The sequence below is a fragment of the Porphyrobacter sp. TH134 genome (assembly GCF_002855495.1).
Taxonomy (GTDB): Bacteria; Pseudomonadota; Alphaproteobacteria; order Sphingomonadales; family Sphingomonadaceae; genus Erythrobacter.
Map to the genome: position 1 here is coordinate 1 of NZ_PKRO01000020.1, position 19,346 is coordinate 19,346.

At 65.5% G+C, this 19,346-nt stretch carries 22 protein-coding genes, 1 tRNA gene and 1 pseudogene; 9 read left to right on the top strand and 15 right to left on the bottom strand.

Annotated elements, in window-relative coordinates; translation table 11 throughout:
* Positions 1-99 precede the first annotated feature (99 nt).
* A complete protein-coding gene (locus tag C0V72_RS16420; protein ID WP_172438983.1) occupies positions 100-252 on the top strand; it encodes a hypothetical protein in 153 nt (50 codons plus the stop codon).
* Between the two features lie 9 nt (positions 253-261).
* Positions 262-1,161 (top strand): GNAT family N-acetyltransferase, encoded by a 900-nt coding sequence (locus tag C0V72_RS09845; RefSeq protein ID WP_101793966.1) that lies wholly within the window; start codon positions 262-264, stop codon positions 1,159-1,161.
* Here C0V72_RS09845 and C0V72_RS09850 read toward each other — a convergent pair.
* The 8 genes from C0V72_RS09850 to C0V72_RS09875 form a co-directional block, all read right to left on the bottom strand.
* Positions 1,120-1,437, bottom strand: coding sequence for a hypothetical protein (locus C0V72_RS09850; RefSeq protein ID WP_101793967.1), 318 nt, complete (start codon positions 1,435-1,437; stop codon positions 1,120-1,122). The two genes, C0V72_RS09845 and C0V72_RS09850, sit on opposite strands and share 42 nt — an antisense overlap.
* A gap of 272 nt (positions 1,438-1,709) precedes the next feature.
* Complete coding sequence (rplA, locus tag C0V72_RS09855; protein ID WP_101793968.1) at positions 1,710-2,402, bottom strand: 50S ribosomal protein L1; 693 nt, start codon at positions 2,400-2,402, stop codon at positions 1,710-1,712.
* A gap of 4 nt (positions 2,403-2,406) precedes the next feature.
* The gene (gene rplK, locus C0V72_RS09860; RefSeq protein WP_101793969.1) at positions 2,407-2,838 is read right to left on the bottom strand and encodes a 50S ribosomal protein L11; all 432 of its coding nucleotides are present in this window, start codon (positions 2,836-2,838) and stop codon (positions 2,407-2,409) included.
* A gap of 158 nt (positions 2,839-2,996) precedes the next feature.
* Entirely contained in the window at positions 2,997-3,173 is a 177-nt protein-coding gene (locus C0V72_RS16425; RefSeq protein ID WP_172438984.1) for a hypothetical protein, read from the bottom strand.
* Between the two features lie 174 nt (positions 3,174-3,347).
* Positions 3,348-3,887: a transcription termination/antitermination protein NusG gene (nusG, locus tag C0V72_RS09865; RefSeq protein WP_101793970.1), complete on the bottom strand. Its 540-nt coding sequence runs from the start codon at positions 3,885-3,887 to the stop codon at positions 3,348-3,350.
* A 57-nt stretch (positions 3,888-3,944) separates the two neighbouring features.
* On the bottom strand, positions 3,945-4,187 hold the full coding sequence (secE, locus tag C0V72_RS09870; RefSeq protein WP_101793971.1) for a preprotein translocase subunit SecE: 243 nt from the start codon (positions 4,185-4,187) through the stop codon (positions 3,945-3,947).
* Between the two features lie 186 nt (positions 4,188-4,373).
* On the bottom strand, positions 4,374-4,526 hold the full coding sequence (locus C0V72_RS16430; RefSeq protein ID WP_172438985.1) for a hypothetical protein: 153 nt from the start codon (positions 4,524-4,526) through the stop codon (positions 4,374-4,376).
* Between the two features lie 232 nt (positions 4,527-4,758).
* Positions 4,759-4,834: transfer RNA gene (locus C0V72_RS09875), tRNA-Trp, on the bottom strand.
* 94 nt (positions 4,835-4,928) lie between these two features.
* On the opposite strand from C0V72_RS09875, the gene aat reads away from it, so the two are divergent.
* Positions 4,929-5,747: a leucyl/phenylalanyl-tRNA--protein transferase gene (gene aat, locus C0V72_RS09880; protein ID WP_101793972.1), complete on the top strand. Its 819-nt coding sequence runs from the start codon at positions 4,929-4,931 to the stop codon at positions 5,745-5,747.
* 35 nt (positions 5,748-5,782) lie between these two features.
* Here aat and C0V72_RS09885 read toward each other — a convergent pair.
* The 4 genes and pseudogenes from C0V72_RS09885 to C0V72_RS09900 form a co-directional block, all read right to left on the bottom strand.
* Positions 5,783-6,019: pseudogene (locus C0V72_RS09885) on the bottom strand (DUF2155 domain-containing protein); the annotation flags it as partial.
* A gap of 164 nt (positions 6,020-6,183) precedes the next feature.
* Positions 6,184-6,618 carry an NADH:ubiquinone oxidoreductase subunit NDUFA12 gene (locus tag C0V72_RS09890; RefSeq protein ID WP_101793973.1) on the bottom strand — a complete coding sequence of 145 codons (435 nt, stop codon included), beginning with the start codon at positions 6,616-6,618 and terminating at the stop codon, positions 6,184-6,186.
* An 80-nt stretch (positions 6,619-6,698) separates the two neighbouring features.
* Positions 6,699-7,202 carry a DUF192 domain-containing protein gene (locus C0V72_RS09895; RefSeq protein ID WP_172438986.1) on the bottom strand — a complete coding sequence of 168 codons (504 nt, stop codon included), beginning with the start codon at positions 7,200-7,202 and terminating at the stop codon, positions 6,699-6,701.
* Entirely contained in the window at positions 7,196-7,777 is a 582-nt protein-coding gene (locus C0V72_RS09900) for a RecX family transcriptional regulator (protein WP_233999881.1), read from the bottom strand. Before C0V72_RS09900 ends, C0V72_RS09895 begins: the two co-directional genes overlap by 7 nt.
* A 227-nt stretch (positions 7,778-8,004) precedes the next feature.
* On the opposite strand from C0V72_RS09900, the gene C0V72_RS09905 reads away from it, so the two are divergent.
* Positions 8,005-9,738, top strand: coding sequence for a fatty acyl-AMP ligase (locus tag C0V72_RS09905; protein ID WP_101793975.1), 1,734 nt, complete (start codon positions 8,005-8,007; stop codon positions 9,736-9,738).
* A 311-nt stretch (positions 9,739-10,049) separates the two neighbouring features.
* On the opposite strand, the gene C0V72_RS09910 is transcribed toward C0V72_RS09905, so the two are convergent.
* The gene (locus C0V72_RS09910) at positions 10,050-11,540 is read right to left on the bottom strand and encodes a TIGR00341 family protein (RefSeq protein WP_101793976.1); all 1,491 of its coding nucleotides are present in this window, start codon (positions 11,538-11,540) and stop codon (positions 10,050-10,052) included.
* Positions 11,541-11,744: 204 nt separating this feature from the next.
* On the opposite strand from C0V72_RS09910, the gene C0V72_RS09915 reads away from it, so the two are divergent.
* From C0V72_RS09915 to C0V72_RS09935, 5 genes are all read left to right on the top strand, one after another.
* Positions 11,745-12,956 (top strand): toxic anion resistance protein, encoded by a 1,212-nt coding sequence (locus C0V72_RS09915; RefSeq protein WP_101793977.1) that lies wholly within the window; start codon positions 11,745-11,747, stop codon positions 12,954-12,956.
* Positions 12,956-13,771: a hypothetical protein gene (locus C0V72_RS09920; protein WP_101793978.1), complete on the top strand. Its 816-nt coding sequence runs from the start codon at positions 12,956-12,958 to the stop codon at positions 13,769-13,771. The genes C0V72_RS09915 and C0V72_RS09920 overlap by 1 nt, the downstream gene beginning before the upstream one ends.
* A gap of 3 nt (positions 13,772-13,774) precedes the next feature.
* Entirely contained in the window at positions 13,775-14,074 is a 300-nt protein-coding gene (locus tag C0V72_RS09925) for a polyhydroxyalkanoic acid system family protein (RefSeq protein ID WP_101793979.1), read from the top strand.
* A gap of 163 nt (positions 14,075-14,237) precedes the next feature.
* On the top strand, positions 14,238-14,864 hold the full coding sequence (locus C0V72_RS09930) for a biliverdin-producing heme oxygenase (protein WP_101793980.1): 627 nt from the start codon (positions 14,238-14,240) through the stop codon (positions 14,862-14,864).
* Complete coding sequence (locus C0V72_RS09935; protein WP_101793981.1) at positions 14,861-17,407, top strand: HWE histidine kinase domain-containing protein; 2,547 nt, start codon at positions 14,861-14,863, stop codon at positions 17,405-17,407. The genes C0V72_RS09930 and C0V72_RS09935 overlap by 4 nt, the downstream gene beginning before the upstream one ends.
* A 3-nt stretch (positions 17,408-17,410) precedes the next feature.
* On the opposite strand, the gene C0V72_RS09940 is transcribed toward C0V72_RS09935, so the two are convergent.
* Positions 17,411-18,226: a class I mannose-6-phosphate isomerase gene (locus tag C0V72_RS09940; protein WP_101793982.1), complete on the bottom strand. Its 816-nt coding sequence runs from the start codon at positions 18,224-18,226 to the stop codon at positions 17,411-17,413.
* Positions 18,223-19,266, bottom strand: a complete 1,044-nt coding sequence (locus C0V72_RS09945; protein WP_101793983.1) for a mannose-1-phosphate guanylyltransferase — start codon at positions 19,264-19,266, stop codon at positions 18,223-18,225. The genes C0V72_RS09940 and C0V72_RS09945 overlap by 4 nt, the downstream gene beginning before the upstream one ends.
* Between the last annotated feature and the right edge of the window lie 80 nt (positions 19,267-19,346).

Here is a 19,346-nt window from a genome sequence, read left to right on the forward strand (position 1 = left end):
CTCCCGGAAGACCATCCGCCGGGAAATCGATCAGGCCAAGGCGACACCTCGTAAAGCTGGATGTCGCCTTACGGCTCCTGTGAACTGTCCTTCAACACCATGCCCGGGATAACGACCGGCACCTATGCGGACACACCACCCAGCGTGCGCTCGCCGATCCGGGCCAGTCAGCCGCTGCCGCCCAGCGCGATGCGGACGGGACGCCGGATAGCCGAACAATTCGTCGCCAACGCGCTCTACGGCGCGCTTTAGGGACGCGCTGTGGGCACCGCTGCCATCGACTTCACCGTGGGATCGCGCCGCCTGCTGAGCGTGCCGCGCGCGCTTTCCACCTGGGCCTTCAGCCTAGAGGATGTGCTGGCCGGCGTCCTGCCTGCCCTGCCGCCGAGCGGGCGTGACGGGGTGCGGGTGCTCTCCGCCCCGACCGTGCAGCTGCCCGCAATCACCGCCCGCTATCCCGGCTTCATCGCGGGCGGTCGGCAGGACTATCGCCGTCACTACATCGATATGACCCAGAGTTTCGATGACTACATGGCGCAGTTTTCAGGCAAGACCCGCTCCACCTTGCGGCGCAAGGCGCGCAAGCTGGGGGACGAGGCGGGCGGCTACACCGTGACCGAACATCGCACCCCGGCGCAAGTCGAAGCCTTCCTCGTCGCCGCATTGCCGCTGTCGGCGCGTACCTATCAGGCGCGGCTGCTCGATGCCGGATTGCCCGAAAGCCCGGAGGCGCGCCGCGCCATGCTGGAGGCGGCCGAAGCGGACGGGATGCGCGCTTTCCTGCTGCATGCGGGCGGTCAGCCGGTGGCCTACCTTGCGCTGCCGGTGATGGGGCAGACGCTGGTCTATGCCCATCTCGGCTATGATCCGGAATGGGCGCGGCTATCGGTTGGCACAGTGCTGCAAATGGACGCCCTGGAGCGCTTGTTTGGCGAAAATCGCTACCGCTGGTTCGACTTCACCGAGGGTGATGGCGCACACAAGGACATGTTCGGCACGCACGCGGCGGCGTGTTCCAGCCTGGTGCTGCTGGAGCCGACCCTTGCCAACCGCAGCCTGCTGGGCGCGCGGGCCGCGTTTGATGCCGGCGTGCTCAGCGCCAAAGCGCTGGCGCAGCGATCAGGGGCGCTGGGTCGGATTCGGGCGGTCCTGAGGGCCTGATTCGCCGCGCGTGATCGCGGCCGCGCTGCGGCGGTTGCTCTCCTGCACACGCACCTGTGCCACAAGCGCAGAACGGCCCGACGGCGCGCCGCTGAGCGATCCGTAACGCAGCGCCAGATACAGCCACATCGCTGCAATCACACCCAGCAGCACGCTTGCCGCGATGCCGAGACGCAGATCGTAGCTCATCAGCAGTCCATCGGCAGCAAGCGCAACACCAACCACGAGCCACTTGGGGCCAAGCCATCCGGCAAGGCGTTCGGGCGCAACAGGCATCGGCCAACCTCTTTCACAAAGCGCTGGCAGGGGAGGAAAGGGCGCCGCGTTTTCCCCACCAAGATGGGCAGATTAAAGCCAAAGACAAGTGGGCAGAATGCCTTATCCCGCCCAAGCGAAAGGGCCGGAAAGCCACCGCCTTCCGACCCTTCCCATGTTTGCATTGCGCCACAACTCGATCCCAAGGGGATCGCAAGGCCGACTGGCCGCCGCGCCTAATGGCGCGGTAGCCAAGGGGCCGAACGGCCCCGCCGGCGCCTGAGGCGCAAAAATTACGCCCCTTCGACTTCCGAGAGGTCAACCTTGAGGCCCGGACCCATCGACGAGGTCATGGTGACCTTGCGGACATACTTGCCCTTGGCGCCCGCAGGCTTGGACTTCACCACGGCTTCGGTCAGCGCCTTGAAGTTCGCCTTCAGCGCGTCATCGGTGAAGCTCAGCTTGCCGATGCCCGAGTGGATGATACCCTGCTTTTCGACGCGGTATTCAACCTGGCCGCTCTTGGCGTCCTTGACCGCCTGCGCGACGTTGGGGGTGACGGTGCCGAGCTTGGGGTTCGGCATCAGGCCCTTGGGACCAAGGATTTTGCCCAGACGCCCGACGACACCCATCATGTCGGGCGACGCGATGACGCGGCCGTAATCGAGGTTGCCCGCCAGCATGTCTTCCATCAGGTCTTCGGCGCCGACCTTGTCGGCCCCGGCAGCCAGCGCCTTTTCAGCATTGTCGCCGCGCGCGAACACGGCAACCTTGACGTCCTTGCCGGTGCCCGACGGCAGCGACACCATGCCGCGCACCATCTGGTCAGCGTGACGCGGATCGACGCCGAGGTTCATCGCCACTTCGACGGTTTCGTCGAACTTGGTCTTGAACTGGCGCAGCGTCGCGAGCGCTTCGTCGACGGTGTACAGCTTTTCGCGGTCGAGGCTGGCCAGAACCTTGGCCTTCTTGGTGATCTTGGTCATGTGCTTAGCCCTCCACCACTTCGAGGCCCATCGAGCGGGCGCTACCGGCGATGATCTTCATCGCCTGGTCAATATCATTTGCGTTCAGGTCAGCCATCTTGGCTTCCGCGATTTCGCGGATCTGCGCGTTGGTGACGGTCCCGGCCGAAATCTTGCTGGGCTCCTTCGAACCCGACTTCAGGCCAGCGGCCTTCTTCAGCAGGTACGACGCCGGCGGCGTCTTGGTGATGAAGGTGAACGAGCGGTCGCCGTAAACCGTGATGACGGTCGGGATCGGCATGCCCTTTTCCAGTTCCTGCGTGGCGGCGTTGAACGCCTTGCAGAATTCCATGATGTTCACACCGCGCTGACCCAGCGCCGGACCGATCGGCGGCGAGGGGGTTGCAGAGCCGGCGGCCACCTGCAGCTTGATATAGCCTTCAATTTTCTTGGCCATGGGGCCTTACTCCTGTCGCACTGTTGCCCGGCTGTTTCCAGCGCAGGCTCATGTTGAGCGGTCAAACGCCTCTGCTTCGTGCCTTTGCAGAGGCTCCCGCGCGGAATCGCCAGCCGGAGCCAGCGAAGGGCGCCGCATAGTCGCAGGCCTGCCCGAAATCAACCGAAACCACGCGGCGGGCGCAGGCCCTTGGTGCGGCTGGTGAGGTGAAACTGTCCGCACAGCGCACATTTGTAAGTGCGCAGGCGTGTTTCCGCGCCCAGAGCGACCGCCTCACACTCCTCGCGGGAGGCAAAGCGGCGCTTGCGCTGGCAGATGCCGGGGCGGGTTTTCATCACCGGACCACAGAAGCGCAAGACCGGTCTCGCCAGAGGCCGCACGGGCAACAGCCCGCCCGCAGGCACTCGGGGCTTGGCGGAGGACTAATCACCCTAAAGGAGCGAAGCGGTAGGGCGGCAAGGACGCACCGAGGACGTGCCCGCGGAGGCGGGCACGCACACACAACACCCTTACTTGACCAGTTCGACTTCCTCGAAGCCCAGTTCCACCGGGGTCGCACGGCCGAAGATCGACACGCTGACCTTGACCCGCTGCTTGTCGAAATCGAGTTCTTCGACGATCCCGTTGAAGCTGGCGAACGGCCCGGCGTTGACCTTGACCGAATCGCCGATCTCGTAATCGACGCTGATTTCGCGCTTGGGCGTTGCCTGCGCTTCGGCAACACCGCCGAAATAGCGCGAGGCTTCACGTTCCGAGATCGCCTGCGGCTTGTTGCCCGAACCCAGAAAGCCGGTCACTTTCGGCGTGTTCTTGACGAGGTGATAGACATCATCGGTCATGTTGAGCTTGGCGAGCACGTAGCCCGGCATGAACTTGCGTTCGACCTGCACCTTCTTGCCGCGCTTCACTTCGGTGATCGTCTCGGTCGGCACCTGCACTTCCTCGACGCCCTCGGTCAGGCCAAGCCGCTCCGCCTCGGCGATGATGGCATCGCGTACCTTGTTCTCGAAACCGGAATAAGCGTGGATGATGTACCAGCGAGCAGCCATGGAAAGTCCTTGGAAAATGGGGTCTGACGGGCAGAGAATCAAACGGCGCCGGGCGCCTTACTGGAGCAGGCCGATCAGCGCGCGCACGATCGCGCCGAACGCGCTGTCGACGCCGAGGAAGAACAGCGAGAGAATCATCATGAAGATGAACACGAAGATCGCAGTGCGCACGGTTTCTTCGCGGGTCGGCCAGACGATCTTGTTCGCCTCGGTCTTGACCTGATTGAAGAACTCGCCGGGCGAGGTCTTGCGCTTCTTTTCTTCTGCCCCGGTGGTGGGAGCGATCTTCTGTTCGGCCATGCCGCTGCGTTCCTTCGCGTAATGCCTGCGCGTCTCGTCCGGTCAGGCGGCTTTCAGGTAAGGGTCCGCGCCGTCCGGGACAAGGTCGTCGGAGGGGCGGGATGTTCTGCCGATGTCGGATAAGACGCCATCGCCCATACGCGCAGGGCCGCGCAAATGCAAGAATGCTTGAACGCCGGCTCCGCCTCAGCGCAATCCCAGCAGGCGGGCGACCAGGCCAGGCTGCGACCACATCGGTTGAAGCGGGCCGTGAATCGCCCGGCCCCGCGCCGGATCGCGAGTGGGGCGCGGGCTGACCCAGTGGTCGGGGCGCGAGGAACGGAAGGTGTAGGCGCTCATCTTCGTGTCTCCTGTGCGAGGGCGTATTCGGTTCGTCGACAGGAATACACGCTTCGGCTTACGACGAGATGAACGGCGGGGCCAGGCGCAACTTGTCGTCGGCGGCGCAATACGGCGCCAGAGGCGTCGCAAGCGCGACCGCGTGCCCGGACCGGCCCGAAGTGAAGCATAGCGAAACGAAGGATTTGCCGGGAGGACGAACCGGCAGAGGCCGGTTCGAAACGCGAAAAAGTGGCAGGGGTGTGCGGACTCGAACCGCAGGCCCTCGGTTTTGGAGACCGATGCTCTACCAACTGAGCTACACCCCTGCAGCGCGTCGGAGCGGTGCCTTTATCGAAGCCTTTGGCGATAGGCAATCCTCTTTGCCTGATCGCAGGCGGCCATGTATGGTGCGCTGCAATCATGCACGCGCCTATCAGCCCTCCCATCCCGGTCGAGACCCTGCTGCTGGCCTATCGCAGCGGCATTTTTCCGATGGCGGACAAGCGCGAGGATGCCGAAGTGTTCTGGGTGGAACCGCGCGACCGGGCGATCATCCCGCTGGACGCGCTGCATCTGTCGCGCAGCCTGCGCAAGGTGCTGCGGGCCGATCACTTTGCCGTGACGGTTGATCGCGCGTTTGAACAGATCATCCGCGCCTGCGCGGAACCGCGGCTCGATCATCCCGAAACCTGGATCAGCGAGCGGATTGTGCAATCCTATATCGGCCTCCACCGTGCCGGCCATGCCCATTCGGTGGAATGCTGGCAGCCCGGCGAAGATGGTGCGGCCCGGCTGGTCGGCGGGCTTTACGGCGTCAGCTTCGACCGGGTGTTCTGCGGGGAAAGCATGTTCAGCCGCACGCAGGATGCAAGCAAGGTGGCGCTGGCGTGGCTGGTGGCGCTGATGCGGCGCGCAGGGTTCGCGCTGCTCGATTGCCAATTCATGACCGAGCATCTGCGGTCGATGGGTGCGGTGGAGCTGGCGCAGGCCGATTACCGGCGGCTGGTGGAGCAGGCGAGCGGGCTGCCCCATTCCAGCCTTGGCACGGCGTGGCGCTGGTTCGACACCGGCTACGCTGCCGGCGCTGCCGCAACGGGCGCTGGCGGCGCAGCGACGGGAGCCGTGGTTGGCGCAGCCGACGGGCGCGGCGCCGGCGTGCCGGATGCGTCAGCCTTGGGCGAGGCCGGGCCCTCTTCGCCGGGAAACCGCATCGTGCAATCCTTGACCCAGACATCATAGACCGGATGCTCGACCACATTCAGGCTTGGCGATTGGGCAAACATCCAGCCTGAAAAGACGCGGGTATGCTGCGCCGCGCCGCGCTCGCGGATGTCGACCTGCACGAAGGCGCCGGTCTGCTGCGGCATTTCCCACGGCGCGGTTCGCTCGCAAGCGGACAGGCGAACGATCACCGGGCCGATCTCGCGCGCTTCGCCGGGCTTCAGCCGGAGTTCTTCGGTGACATTGTTGCGCTTGTTGAGCAGGCCCAGCACAGCCACCCGTTCATTCATCGGGGTCGCGCCGTAATCATTGACGGGGGCTGCCGGGGCAGCCGCCGCAGCGGCAGGGCTGGCATCGTCCAGCGGCACTTTTACCGTTTCGGCTTCAGGCGCGAAGGTATCACACGCCGCCAATATCAGCGGAAGGATAACAACCAGAGGCCTCACCGCGCCGCTCAGCTGTCCGCGCTGCCGGGCGTCCACGCTTCGTAATCGCCAACGGCGCGGGCGCGCTGGCCGCCACGCTCAAGCGCGCCTTGCGGGCGATAGGCCTGCGCGGTGCCGGTTGCGTTGGGGGTGTAATCCACTTCCCAGATCTTGGGCGGGGGCAGGTGGCTTTCGGGCACCTCGTCATAGGTGCCGTGCAGCCAGCCATGCCATTCGGCCGGCACGCGGCTGGCATCATTGGCGCCGTTGTAGATCACCCAGCGCTTGTCGCGGCTGGTGTATGATCCGGTGTTGAGGCCTGCGGCAGCCGCCGGGCGGGCGCGGTAATACTTGTTGCCCGCCGCGTCGGTGCCAACATGTTCGCCCTTCGCGCGGCTGGCCCAGAGCTGCGTGCCGATGGTGGCACCATCCCACCAGGTGAAGATTTTTGCGAAGATACCCATGCCGGTGCGCCTAGCGGATTAGAGCGGATGCGCCAAGGGGTGAGAGTGCTTGTTTGCGTGCCCGCCTCCGCGGACACAAACTAGAACGTCACCCGGTCGCCCGGCACGATCCCCAGCGCCTTGGCCCGGCCCGCACGCAGTTCCAGAACGGCGCTGGCGAGGCCCTGTGACGGGACCGAATCGAGCGAATAGGGCACGGTGTTGGCGGCAATGTTGAGAATCCGGCCATCCGCCCCGATAAAGATGATGTCGAGACTGAGCGGCGTATTCTTCATCCAGAAGCTGCGCGGCTCGGGCGCGGCGGAGGGAAAGATCATCCCTTCATAATCGCCCAGCGCCGTGCGGAACATCAGGCCGCGCGCCTGCGCCTCGGGTGTGTCCGCCAGTTCGACCTTGAATGCGAGCGGCGTGCCCGCGCGGTCGATCGTGAGATCAATCACCGCAAGCCCCGACACCGGATGGCGCGCCGCAGGCTCTGCTGCCGGTGCGGGCGATTGCGCACTGGCGGTCGCACTTGTTCCCGGTGAGCACGCCGCCAAAGCGCCGAGCATCAACGCCGCGCCGGCCAGCATCTGCCTTACCATTGGTCTTCGGTTCCTTCTGCGTCGGCCGCCTCGGCCAGCCAATTGTCGATGTCTTCGATCCGTGCTGCGGCGAGCACGAACCGGACGTGGTCGTACTGGTGGCCTGCACGCAGCATTGCTGCAACGGCTTTTTCGTGGGCCTTGCGGGCGGCAAGGGGGTCGCCCCCGTCGTTCTTGCCCGCGCCATAGGGGCCGATCCGCCGCTTTTGCGCCATCAAGGCCGCAGCACGGCGGCTGGCAGCCTCTCCCGGGGCATGATCGCGCCGCACCTGCTCGCCCACGCCCGCATGGCGCAGCGTTTCTTCGACCCGCCGCCCGCCATAGCCTCGCCCGCCCAGATCGCGCGCGCGCATCCGGGCATAGGCGTCATCATCGACATAGCCCAGTTCCACCAGCCGGGCGACGAGGGCGGAAATATCGACATCCACGGTCCGGCCATCCGCATCCTCGGCCAGCCCCCGTTCGCGGATCTTGCGCAGCAAATAGGCCTCGACCCGCGCGGCGGTGGTGGCAAAGCGGGCAGCGTAATGCAGCGCCAGATCGCGCAGTTGTGCTTCGCCGAGCGGAGGTTTCACCCGCTTTTCGCTCCGGCGTTTCCACCCGGAATCTTCCCCTGCTGCATGGCCGGGTGATGACGAATTCGCTTTACGTGAAACCATTTCGCCTTATTCGTGCCACTTTCCTTATCAAATGCGGTGCATTGGACACGGCCGGACTATGCCCGGCATCACGGGGTTATGCCAGAGCGCGGAAGGGCCACCACCATGAACCGCGCCGCAACTTACGGGTATCGTTGAATAATATGACCGAGGCCGTTCTGACGCCGACGCCGAATGATTGCGACCTGCCGCGGATTCGTGCGCAATTTGCAACCTTCAACGACGCGATCGACTATGCTGCGCAGAGCCTGAAGGGGCTCAATTTCCATGACATGCGCGGGGAATTGGCGCGGGTCTATCCCTATTCGCAGATGCGCGAAGATGCGCTGGTCATGGCCCGCCGGCTGTTCGCTGCCGGGATCGGCAAGCAGGACCGCGTCGCCCTGATCGCCGAGACCGGCCCCGATTTCGCGGCCTTGTTCTGCGCCTGTGTCTATGTCGGCGCATGGCCGGTGCCGCTGCCGCTGCCGACCAGTTTTGGCGGCAAGGAAAGCTTTATCGACCAACTGGCGGTGCAGCTGCAAAGTTCAGACCCGAAGCTGCTCCTCTACCCCGAAGAAATCGCCGAGATGGCCGCCGCGGCCGCTGCCCGGCAGGGTTGCCCGGCAGAAAGCTGGCAGGACTTCGCGCTGCGCCCCGCCCCCGATTGCGACCTGCCGCAGGCCAGCCCGGACGATATCTGCTACCTGCAATATTCCTCCGGCTCGACCCGTTTTCCCACCGGGGTAGCGGTGACGCACCGGGCGCTGCTCCACAATCTCTACGGCCATTCGACCACAATGGAGCTTGGCGCGAATGACCGCTGCGTCAGCTGGCTGCCGTGGTATCACGACATGGGGCTGGTCGGCTGCCTGTTGTCGCTGATCGCCAATCAGGTGTCGGGCGATTATTTGAAGCCCGACGCCTTCGCGCGCCGCCCGCTGGCGTGGCTCGATATGATCAGCCGCAATCCGGGCAACACGCTCTCCTATTCCCCCACCTTCGGCTACGACATTTGCGCGCGCCGCATTTCGAGCCAGAGCCACGTGGCCGAACGCTTCGACCTATCGCGCTGGCGCATCGCCGGCAACGGCGCGGACATGATCCGGCCGGACGTGATGCAGAACTTCGTCAACGCCTTTGCGGAAGCCGGCTTCAAGGCCTCGAGCTTCACCCCGTCCTATGGCCTTGCCGAAGCCGTGCTGGCGGTGACGGTGATGCCGCCGGGCGAAGGCATCCGGGTCGAACTGGTCGAGGAAGAGCGTCTGTCGGGCGCCCCGCGCGATCTGTCGCGCCCGGCCCGCTACCGCGCCATCGTCAACTGCGGCAAGCCGCTGCCCGACATGGACGTCGCGATCCGCGGCGAGAACGGTGAGAGCCGCGCCGATCACCAGATCGGCAAGGTGTGGTGCCGCGGGCCGAGCGTGATGCACTCCTACTTCCGCAACGAGGAAGCCACCAGCGACTGCTTGGTCGATGGTTGGCTCGACACCGGAGACATGGGCTACACCGCCAAGGGCTATCTGTTCATCGTCGGCCGGGCGAAGGACATGATCATCATCAATGGCAAGAACCACTGGCCGCAGGATATCGAGTGGGCGGTGGAACAGCTGCCCGGTTTCAACCACGGCGACATCGCAGCGTTCTCCATCGAAATGGAAAACGGCGAAGAAGCGCCCGCGGTGCTGGTGCATTGCAAGGTCAGCGATCCCGAAGAGCGCGTGAAGCTGCGCGACCAGATCGCGGACAAGGTGCGCTCGGTCACGGGCATGAGCTGCATCGTCGAACTGGTACCGCCGCGCACCTTGCCGCGTACGTCATCGGGCAAACTCAGCCGCGCCAAGGCGAAGAAGTTGTATCTGGCGGGCGAAATCGTGCCGATTGATCTGGCGGCGTAAGGCAGGCACCCGCGTCCGCTTTTGACGCACGCATTCAAGGGCGTTCATGGCCGGACGTGGGTGGAAAGCTTCCGCCTCACTTCATCGTCGCCCCGTGCTTGACACGGGGCTTGGCTTTTCTTCCGTCGGCGTTGGCGCGATACGCGGTGTATGGAGCAGGGTGGCTGGGTCTACATCATGGCAAACCACTACCTGAGCAGAAGTAGCCAAGCCCCGTGTCAAGCACGGGGCGACGAAAAGGGGAACGTCCACTTCGGGGTCGCTTCCCGAACTTCCGCTTTTTGGCGGAGACCCCGCCAAAGCGGGCGCCCCTACTCCTCCTGCACCGCCCACCCGGCTCGCAGCGGCGCTCCGCCTGCGCGTACTTCCACCGCCACGCCTGCCTCGCGCAAGGCCTCCGCTGCCGCCTCTGCCTCGGTTGAAGGCCCTGTCAGCACAACGCCGCGATCCAGCCTGAGCGCCGCCCATTGCACGAGGCTGACCGAGCCTGCGTCTGGTTCGCCATCCTCCACCGCAATCGTGGCATCAAGTGGCATCGCAGGCGGGATCAGTTCGATGGTCCAGTCAGGCTCGCTGCCTGCAATGCGCAATTCCAGCGCCCGGTAGGTCGCAAGGCTGGCGCCTTCCAATCGCTTGGCCCGCACCAGCGCGCGGCGGCGGGCTTCGTCGATCAGCACATCCTCCGAAGCGACACCGGCCGCCAGCGCCAGCCGCACGGCCAGCGCTTGAATGCGGGCGGATGCCTCACGCTCTTCGCGGGCACGGGCGGAAGAAAGCTGCGCGCGTTCCGCCGCCGAATCATTCGTGCCCACCTCGTATTGCACCAGATCGAGCCGCACCTCCTCACCCAGCCGCTGCGACAACGCCGCCGATAGCCCCGCCTCGACCCCCGGACGCAGCACCGGCGTGAACACCACCGCATGGATCCCGACCGGCGCGGCGGCAAAATCGATCTCCAGCAGATCAAGCTGCGAGCGGCCGTCGAACTGGTCGCGGATTTCCGTACGCACGATGCGCTGGGCATTGGTCTCCCACGCGATCCGTTGCAGCGAAAAGGCGAGCGGCACGGCGAGTGCTACAAACACCGTCGCCACCGCGATGTTCTGGAACATGGTGTTGCGCGCGCTCAAGGCATTGCGAAAGCCATAGAGCTTCGCCATCCCGAAGGCCGTCAGCGCGATAGTGATGAAGTTGGTCACAAACAGCAGCAGCGCGCCCGAAAACACCGGCCAGTTCCACGTCGCCAACCCAAAGCCTACCACTGCGAGCGGCGGCATCAGCGCAGTCGCGATCGCCACGCCGACAATCGCGCCCTCGCGCCCGCGGATCATCGCATAGGCGCCCGCCAGCGCCGAAAACAGCGCGACAAACAGATCGAACAGATTGGGCCGGGTGCGCGCCGCGATTTCGCTGGTGACAGTCTGGATCGGGGACAGAAACACGAGGCACGCACACAGCAGCACGGCCATCACGCTGCCGATCAGCAACGTGCGGATGGATTGCTTGAGCCAGTTCCAGTCGCCAATCGCCAGCGCAAAGCCAAGGCCCATGATCGGCCCCATCAGCGGCGACAGCAGCATCGCCCCAATCACGACCGCAGGCGAAGACAGCAGCAGGCCAAGGATCGCGATCCCCCCGCTCATCACTGTCATGAACAGATAATGTTCGGACAGCTTGCCCTCTTCGCGGCGGCGTTCGGTCACTTCGATCTGATCGACCTGCCCGATGACATTGACGGCCCACCAGCTGCGCAATTCGTCCAGCGCGGACCGCAGGGATGCGGTTTTGGTGGTTTCGTTCATCCGCGCAAGCCCTCGCCCAATCGTCTGTTATGGCGGCGATAGCCCGGCTTGCAGCAGGTTGCCAAGCCATGCACGCCGCGCATGGACGAAATGCCCCTTACCGGCGTAGCATGCGCGCCAGCTTGAAAGGCGTGTTTTAGATCACTAATACAGCAAGGGTGACCGCGCGCGCTGCGGCCAGCCTCAGGGAGCACGAGACAAGGCATGAGCACCGAAACCCAGACCGTGACCGCCAATGCGTTTTCGCTCACGCCGCCCGATCCGGTGCCGGTGGTCGCGCCCGAGCAGGCGGCAGGCCTTGTGCCGGTGTCGGCCGAGCAGAAGTCCAAGCTCGACACCAAGGTCGATGCCTTCGTGAACGAGTTGGTGACAGTGGATGCCAATTCGCCCCAGTTCGGCGAAAAGGTCGATCAGATCACCCGCATGGGGCAGGAACAGATCCGCGCCGCGGCCGCCATGTCGAACCGTTTCCTCGACCGTCCAGTGCGCGCGATGGATGGCGATGGCACCGTGGGCAAGGACCTGGCCGAACTGCGCCGCACGGTAGAAGACCTGGATCCGGGCCGGCAAGGCAAGCTGTCAGGCCCGCGCAAGATCCTCGGGATCATTCCCTTCGGCAACAAGATCAAGAACTACTTCGACAGCTATACCTCGGCGCAGGGGCATATCGCCTCGATCCTCCAGCGGCTGGAAAGCGGCAAAAAGGAACTGCATCTCGATAATGCCGCGATTGATACCGAACGGCAAAAGCTGTGGGCCGCGATGGGCGAGCTGGAGCAGATGATCCACATCGCCAAGACGCTGGACACGCGGCTGGAAGCCAAGGCGCTGGAACTCGACAGCTCCGATCCGGCGAAGGCCAAGGCGCTGCGGGAAAGCGCGCTGTTCTATGTCCGCCAGCGCACGCAGGATTTGCTGACCCAGATGGCGGTGAGCGTGCAGGGCTACCTCGCGCTCGATCTGGTGAAGAAGAACAATGTCGAACTGGTGAAGGGCGTTGACCGCGCCAGCACCACCACCGTCGGTGCGCTGCGCACGGCGGTGACGGTGGCGCAGGCGATGACCAACCAGCGGCTTGTGCTCGGCCAGATCACGGCGCTCAACAAGACCACGGCTGACATCATCGATTCCACCAGCACGCTGCTGCGCGAACAGACCGCGCAGATCCATGAACAGGCAGCGTCCAGCACAATCCCGCTGGAAACCCTGCAACGCGCCTTCCAGAACATCTATGACACGATGGACGAGGTCGACGCCTTCAAGGTGCGTGCATTGGATTCGATGAAGCAGACGGTCAATGTGCTGACCAGCGAGGTCGAGCGGTCGAAGGGCTATATCGCCCGCGCCGAAGGTCAGGCGCAGGCGCAGGCCAAGGTCGCTGCGCAAACGCCCTCGCTGCTCGCACTGGATAAGTGATGGCAGACAGCACCCGCGACAGCGACCGCATCCTGCGCGAGGCCAAGACCAGCCTTGCCGTGCAGCGCGAGGGCGGAACGCACCGCCCCGCGCCGCGCAGGGCAAGCATCGGCAAGGCTTCGGCCGAGCTGAAGACCAAGGCGTTGCTGAAAAAGGTCCGCAACATCGCGATTGCCGTGTTCGCGCTGTATGTGGGGGCCGGCATCACCGGAGCGATCATCGGCGGGATCGGTTTCTGGGGAGTGATGACTGTCGTCGCGCTCACCGCGTTCATCTTCGCCATGTTCGCGGCGACCGGGAAGGTGAAGGTTCCGCAGCGCGCTGAACTGAAGCAGGGCAATCCGCAGGGCATGGTCGCGCGCACCGAAATCTGGCTAGAAGCGCAGCGCCCCGCATTGCCCCCGCCCGCGCAGGCGCTGATTGACCGGCTCGGGGTGCAGCTCGATGCGCTCGGACTGCAACTGAAGGGCCTCGGGGACAACGAACCGGCGATGGCGGAGGTACGCGAGCTGGTGGGCGAGTACATCCCCGAGACGATCGAGAATTATCGCAAGATCCCGGCCCACCTGCGCACAGAGGAGCACGCGGGCAAGACCGCCGACCAGCGCCTGACCGAAAGCCTCGAAAAGCTGTCCGGCGAGGTTGACCGGGTGACCCGGCGGCTGGCCGAAGGCGCGCTCGATGATCTGGCGATCAAGAGCCGCTATCTCGAATACCGCTATGGCGGGGCCGAAGCGCTGGAGGATAGGCGCCAACCCGATACCGGCGTGCCCCTGCCAGATTTCGCCGCTGCACCCCAGCCCAAGGAGCGCTGAGCCATGCGCGTGACCCTGCCCCATGATCTGACCAAGGATGAAGTGCGCCGCCGGATGCGGGCCCATGCCGATGAAATCGCGGGGTTCTTTCCGCCGGGCCTCGCCAAGGTCACCACCACCTGGCCGAGCGAAGACCGCATGACGATCACCGCTGAGGTGGTCGGGCAGACCATTCCCGGCGGGGTTGAGGTGCGCGACAATGACGTCGTGATCGAAATGGATCTGCCGCTGCTGCTGGGCCTGATGCGCGGCCCCTTGGAGGCAGCGGTCAAGAAGGAAGGCGGCCGCCTGCTCGCCCCCTGATGACAGCCGCGCGGCTGCCGGTTCGCAATTGCCAAGCCCCTGCCCGTATGTCATAATATTTGGACATACACTTTTGCCTAATTCATCTTACACTCCGGCTGTAACCCGAGGATAAGGCGGCAATTCGGCTGAATCGCCGAATCGGGCAGGAAGGGCGGATCACATGACGCCGGGGAAGCATCAGGCAGGGGCAAGCGCGACATTGCGCGATCACCTGCGCAGCGCCACCATGGCGGCGCACGATCTGCTCGACCATGCCATGCAGGCCGCCAGCGGCTGGCAGACCCGCAGCGATTATGCCCGCTTCCTTGCGTTGCAACATGCCGCACGCGCGCCGCTGGAAACGTGGCTGGCCGACCATGCGCCCGCCGATCTGACACCGCCGGTGCAAACCCCCCTGCTGGCCGCTGATCTGACCGCTTTGGGCATGGGCTTGCCCCCTGCTTGCGCCCCGTTTGATCCCCGCCAGACCGCCCTTGACCCCGGCGGCAGATCTCCGGCAGGCGCTGCGCTGGGCACCGCCTGGGTGCTGGCGGGCTCGGCGCTCGGCAACCGCGCCATTGCCCGGCAGGTCGCCCGGATCGGCGGCGGCGCATGGCCCGCCGCATTCCTTGAAGACGCCGCGATGATGGCCTTCTGGCAGGCCCTGCGCGCCCGGATCGATCAACCCGCCGCGCCGGAAGAAGCCGCCGGTGCAGCCCATGCCGCCGAAGCCGTATTCGCGCATTTTCTGGCCGCAACCGATGCCAAGCAGGGTGCTGACACCATCCGCGAAAGCCTGGCATCGTGAACTATCAGCAGCGCACCGATACGCTGACCGAATGCGACCGCGAGGCCATCCACCATATTGCCGCTGTCCAAAGCTTTGGCGGCCTGATCGCAGCGGGCGAAGATGGGCTGGTGGCGCATGCATCGGCGAATGTCGCCGATCTGCTGGGGCTGGCCCAAACCCCTGCGCCCGGCACGCCGCTCGCCCGGATCATCGCCGCCCCCGCGCTCGGCACGTTGCTGCAAGCGCTTGCCAATCTTGCCGGAACCGACACGCAAGAACGGCGCTTTGGCATTGATTTAACGGGCAAAGGCCACTTTTTCGACTGTGCGGTGCATATCAGCTGCGGGCTGCGGGTGATCGAGTTTGAACATCATGCCCGCAATGATTTTGCCGACCATGTCAGCATGATCGTGCCCGTGATTGCGCAGCTTGAACAGGCCGCCACGGTGGCTGCCCTGTGCGATACCGCAGCGCGGCTGGTGCGCCAGATGACCGGTTATGACCGGGTGATGATCTACCGGTTTCATGCCGACGAAAGCGGCGAAGTGATCGCCGAGGACCGCGATCAGGCGATGGAGCCGCTCAAAGGCCTGCGTTATCCTGCGGCCGATATTCCCCAGCAGGCCCGCGAGCTGTTCCGCCGCAACCGCTTCCGCATCATCGCCGACATGGATTCGGAGCCGGTCCCCATCCTCCCTGCCACCGGCCCCGACGACGCGCCGCTTGATCTGTCGATGTCGATGCTGCGTTCGCACTCGAAGATGCACTTGGCCTACATGCGCAACATGGGCGTGGGCGCGAGCCTGGCGATTGCGATCGTGCGGCACGACCGCTTGTGGGGCATGATTTCGTGCCACCATCGCAGCAGCCGCTTGCCGCCCTACTCGCTGCGGACAGTGGCCGAATTGCTGAGCCAGACCTTCTCGCTGATGCTCGACCGCATTCTGGTCGCGCAGGCCGAAGCCTTGCGCGAACGGGCGCGGCAATTGAACGACCGGCTGCTGGTGCGGCTGGTCGGCGGCGTGACGCTGGCCGACAGCCTGCCGCTGATCGAAGAACTGCTGCGCGAGGCTGTTCCCCACGACGGCATATCCCTGTTTGCCGATGGCGAATATCGGGCCAGCGGCGCAGCGCCCGATGAGGCAGAGTTTCGCGCCATCGCCCCGCTGCTGGCCAGCACCCTCGGCGGTGCCACCCATGCCAGCACGCGGCTGGCCGACCAGCTTCCCGAAGCTGCCAGCTTTGCCGGCCGCGCCGCGGGCGCGCTGGTGCTGCCGCTGGCGCGGGGTACGCGCGATTCGCTGGTGCTGTGGCGCCGTCCACTCGACCGGGTGATCCAGTGGGCGGGCGATCCTGCCAAGGCCGTCGCCGCTCCGGGCGAACCCCTCCAGCCCCGCTCCAGCTTTGCCGCATGGCAGGAAACCGTGCGCGGCCACAGCGCCGATTGGAGCGCCGATGAATGCGAAATCGCCGCCCGCCTGCGCCGCACGCTGATCGAGGTGATCCTGCGGATGAGCGAGGATCTGACCCGCGAGCGCGCCCGCGCCGCCGCGCAGCAAGACTTGCTGATTGCCGAGCTCAATCACCGCGTTCGCAATATCCTCGGCCTGATCCGCGCGCTGGTATCGCAATCACAGGCCGAGGCGCTGAGCGTGCCGGGATTTGCCGCGATCATCGGCGGGCGTATCGCCGCGCTGGCGACAGCGCATGAAAACATCACCGCCAAGAACTGGGGCCCGGCCAGCCTGACCCGGCTGATCGAGGCAGAGCTGGCACCCTATGGCAGCGCTGATCGCCCCCGCTTTCGTCTGACCGGCGACGATGTTCTGATCGCACCGGAGGCTTACACCATTCTGGCGCTGGTGGTGCACGAACTCGCCACCAACTCAGCCAAATACGGCAGCCTTTCCGCGCCGGCCGGCAGCGTCGCGGTGGAGCTGGCGCGCACGGCCTTTGGCGATCTGGCGTTGCACTGGCGCGAGGTCGGCGGTCCGCCGGTCACAGCCCCGACACGGGCGGGCTTTGGTTCGGCCATCATCACCCGGTCGGTTCCGCATGATCTGCAGGGCGAGGCTGATGTGCGCTACAAGCTGGCAGGGGTGGAGGCAGATTTCCTTGTCCCTGCGCGCTATCTCACTGATGCCGGGCCACCACTTTCCCAGCCCATCGCAGCGCGCCCGGTACCCGCACCGCAGCACGAACCGCCCGCTCCGCTCCAGCCTGCCCGCGTGCTGGTGGTGGAAGACAGCATCATCATCGCGCTCGATACCGAAGAAAACCTCAAACGGCTCGGCGTGGGCGACGTGCGGCTGGAAAGCTCGGTCGCCGGCGCGCTGGCCGCGATTGCCGAAAGCCCGCCGGATTTCGCGATCATCGACTTTAACCTCGGCGGCGAATCCTCCGAACCGATCGCCGAGGCCTTGCGCGCGGCGGGCGTGCGCTTTGTGCTGGCGACAGGCTACGCCGAAGGCGCTGGCAGTTTTTCGCGGCTGGGCGCGGATGCGGTGCTGCGCAAGCCTTACGGCATGACCGAGATCGAGCGGCTGCTCACCGGCGCGTGACGCCTAAAGGTGACGCGTCAACAAGGTCACGCCTGCCCCGCTGAAATCGAGGCTGCCAAGGCTGTCTGCGACAAGGCATTCCCCGGCCACGGCGCGGGCCGATCCGTCCCTGGCTGCCACTTCGCCCGCCAGCGGCAGGGCCAGCAGCGCGCCCGAATAGGCGGACAGCGTGGCCGCATCGGGCGCGCCCACCACCCGGTCGAGCCGGAAATGCGGGCCATCGACCAGCACCTGTCCGCTGGCAATCGAACGGCGGTGCGCTGCGGCATAAGGCGCGCCATCAGCCACCGCCAGCGCGCGCTCCAGATGCAGTTCGCGCGGGCGGCCATAGTCATACAGGCGAAACGTCGTATCGCTGGCCTGCTGCACTTCGACAATCGACAGGCCCGGGCCAATCGCGTGGACTGTGCCGGCCGGCAGATAAAACAGATCGCCCGCCCGCGCCGGATGCCAGGTGAGCAGGCTTTCGATGGTGCCATCACGCGCGGCCGCGGCGATCTCGCCGGGTGTGACAGCACGCTCAAAGCCAATGGCCAGGCGGGCGTCTGCCTGCGCGTCGAGCACCAGCCAGCATTCTTCCTTGCCCGCTTCACCGGGGAGCGCGTTGGCATCAGACGGATGCACCTGCACCGACAGCTTCTCGCTGGTGAACAGGTACTTCACCAGCACCTGCGGCACTTCAGGCGGCGGCTCGAACCAGATTTCCCCGATCCGCACACCGGACGGCGCGCAGAATGGCGCAGGCAGGACATCGCGCCCCCAGACCTTGTCGACCAGCCGCGTGGGCAGCTGACGGACCGGGGACGGGCCGGCGTTCATTGGTGGGTGGCTCCGGGCAGCTTGCCCACCGCCTGCGCGCCCGCCCGCGTGGTCACCAGCACCTCGTCGCCCGACACGATGATGCAGATATCGGTGAGGCCAACAGCGGAAATGCGCGGGCCATCGGTCATGGCGAAGACGCCGCTGCATTCCGCAAGATCGGCAGCGCCTGCCCGAACGATATTGCCGTCGGCGTCGGCTTGGTGGGTCAGCGCATCGGCCAAGGCCGCCCAATTGCCGATGTCGGACCAGCCCATGTCCGCTGGCACCATAGCGGCGCGGGCGGTGTTTTCCATGACCGCATAATCGATGGAATCCCCCGCGATCGCGGCAAACGGCGCTGCGGCCGGGTGGAAGCACCCGCCTTCGGACGCGCCGCCGGCAACCGCTTCGGCGACCAGCTCCGCCATGGCCGGGCGATAGGCTGCGAGCTCAGCCAGCAAGTGCCCTGCGCGGAACGCGAAGATCCCGCCATTCCAGCTATACTCGCCGGTCGCCAGATAGGCCTTGGCGCGGGCAAGGTCGGGCTTTTCCACAAACTGGCGAATGGCAAAGCCCCCCGCGAGCGGTTCGCCCCGTCTGAGGTAGCCATAGCCGGTTTCGGGCCGGTCAGCCGCGATGCCAAAGCTGACAAGGTAATCGTCGCGCGCCAGCGCCGCGGCGGCCAGCGCAGCGGCGCGAAAGGCAGCGCTGTCGGCGATGTGATGATCGCTCGGGCAGACCAGCATCACGGCATCGGCCGGCAGCAAGGCAGCGGCAAGAGCGATGGCGGGCGCGGTGTTGCGCGCCACCGGTTCAATCACCAGCCGCGCACCGGGAAGATCGCCCAACTGCGCCCGAATAAGATCAGCATGATCTGCCCCGGCCACCACCATCGGCGCGGCAAAGCGATCATCGCCAGCCACCCGGCTGAGCGCCTGTTCAAACAGGGTCTCGTCACCGACCAGCGGCAGAAACGGTTTGGGCACCGCCCTGCGGCTCACCGGCCACAGCCGTGTCCCGCTGCCGCCGCACAAGATGACCGGATGGATCGCAGTCACGTAAACCCCCTTATTCGCGGCGACGCTATATCAGCAAGCGTCCGCGAAACGAGTCTGATCTGGCGAATAATTGGCACCGC

Coding starts and splice junctions, on each gene's coding strand:
- C0V72_RS16420 (WP_172438983.1), top strand. CDS start 100: ATGCCCGGGATAACGACCGGCACCTATGCGGACACACCACCCAGCGTG.
- C0V72_RS09850 (WP_101793967.1), bottom strand. CDS start 1,437: ATGCCTGTTGCGCCCGAACGCCTTGCCGGATGGCTTGGCCCCAAGTGG.
- rplA (WP_101793968.1), bottom strand. CDS start 2,402: ATGACCAAGATCACCAAGAAGGCCAAGGTTCTGGCCAGCCTCGACCGC.
- rplK (WP_101793969.1), bottom strand. CDS start 2,838: ATGGCCAAGAAAATTGAAGGCTATATCAAGCTGCAGGTGGCCGCCGGC.
- C0V72_RS16425 (WP_172438984.1), bottom strand. CDS start 3,173: ATGAAAACCCGCCCCGGCATCTGCCAGCGCAAGCGCCGCTTTGCCTCC.
- nusG (WP_101793970.1), bottom strand. CDS start 3,887: ATGGCTGCTCGCTGGTACATCATCCACGCTTATTCCGGTTTCGAGAAC.
- secE (WP_101793971.1), bottom strand. CDS start 4,187: ATGGCCGAACAGAAGATCGCTCCCACCACCGGGGCAGAAGAAAAGAAG.
- C0V72_RS16430 (WP_172438985.1), bottom strand. CDS start 4,526: ATGAGCGCCTACACCTTCCGTTCCTCGCGCCCCGACCACTGGGTCAGC.
- aat (WP_101793972.1), top strand. CDS start 4,929: ATGCACGCGCCTATCAGCCCTCCCATCCCGGTCGAGACCCTGCTGCTG.
- C0V72_RS09890 (WP_101793973.1), bottom strand. CDS start 6,618: ATGGGTATCTTCGCAAAAATCTTCACCTGGTGGGATGGTGCCACCATC.
- C0V72_RS09895 (WP_172438986.1), bottom strand. CDS start 7,202: ATGGTAAGGCAGATGCTGGCCGGCGCGGCGTTGATGCTCGGCGCTTTG.
- C0V72_RS09905 (WP_101793975.1), top strand. CDS start 8,005: ATGACCGAGGCCGTTCTGACGCCGACGCCGAATGATTGCGACCTGCCG.
- C0V72_RS09910 (WP_101793976.1), bottom strand. CDS start 11,540: ATGAACGAAACCACCAAAACCGCATCCCTGCGGTCCGCGCTGGACGAA.
- C0V72_RS09915 (WP_101793977.1), top strand. CDS start 11,745: ATGAGCACCGAAACCCAGACCGTGACCGCCAATGCGTTTTCGCTCACG.
- C0V72_RS09920 (WP_101793978.1), top strand. CDS start 12,956: ATGGCAGACAGCACCCGCGACAGCGACCGCATCCTGCGCGAGGCCAAG.
- C0V72_RS09925 (WP_101793979.1), top strand. CDS start 13,775: ATGCGCGTGACCCTGCCCCATGATCTGACCAAGGATGAAGTGCGCCGC.
- C0V72_RS09930 (WP_101793980.1), top strand. CDS start 14,238: ATGACGCCGGGGAAGCATCAGGCAGGGGCAAGCGCGACATTGCGCGAT.
- C0V72_RS09940 (WP_101793982.1), bottom strand. CDS start 18,226: ATGAACGCCGGCCCGTCCCCGGTCCGTCAGCTGCCCACGCGGCTGGTC.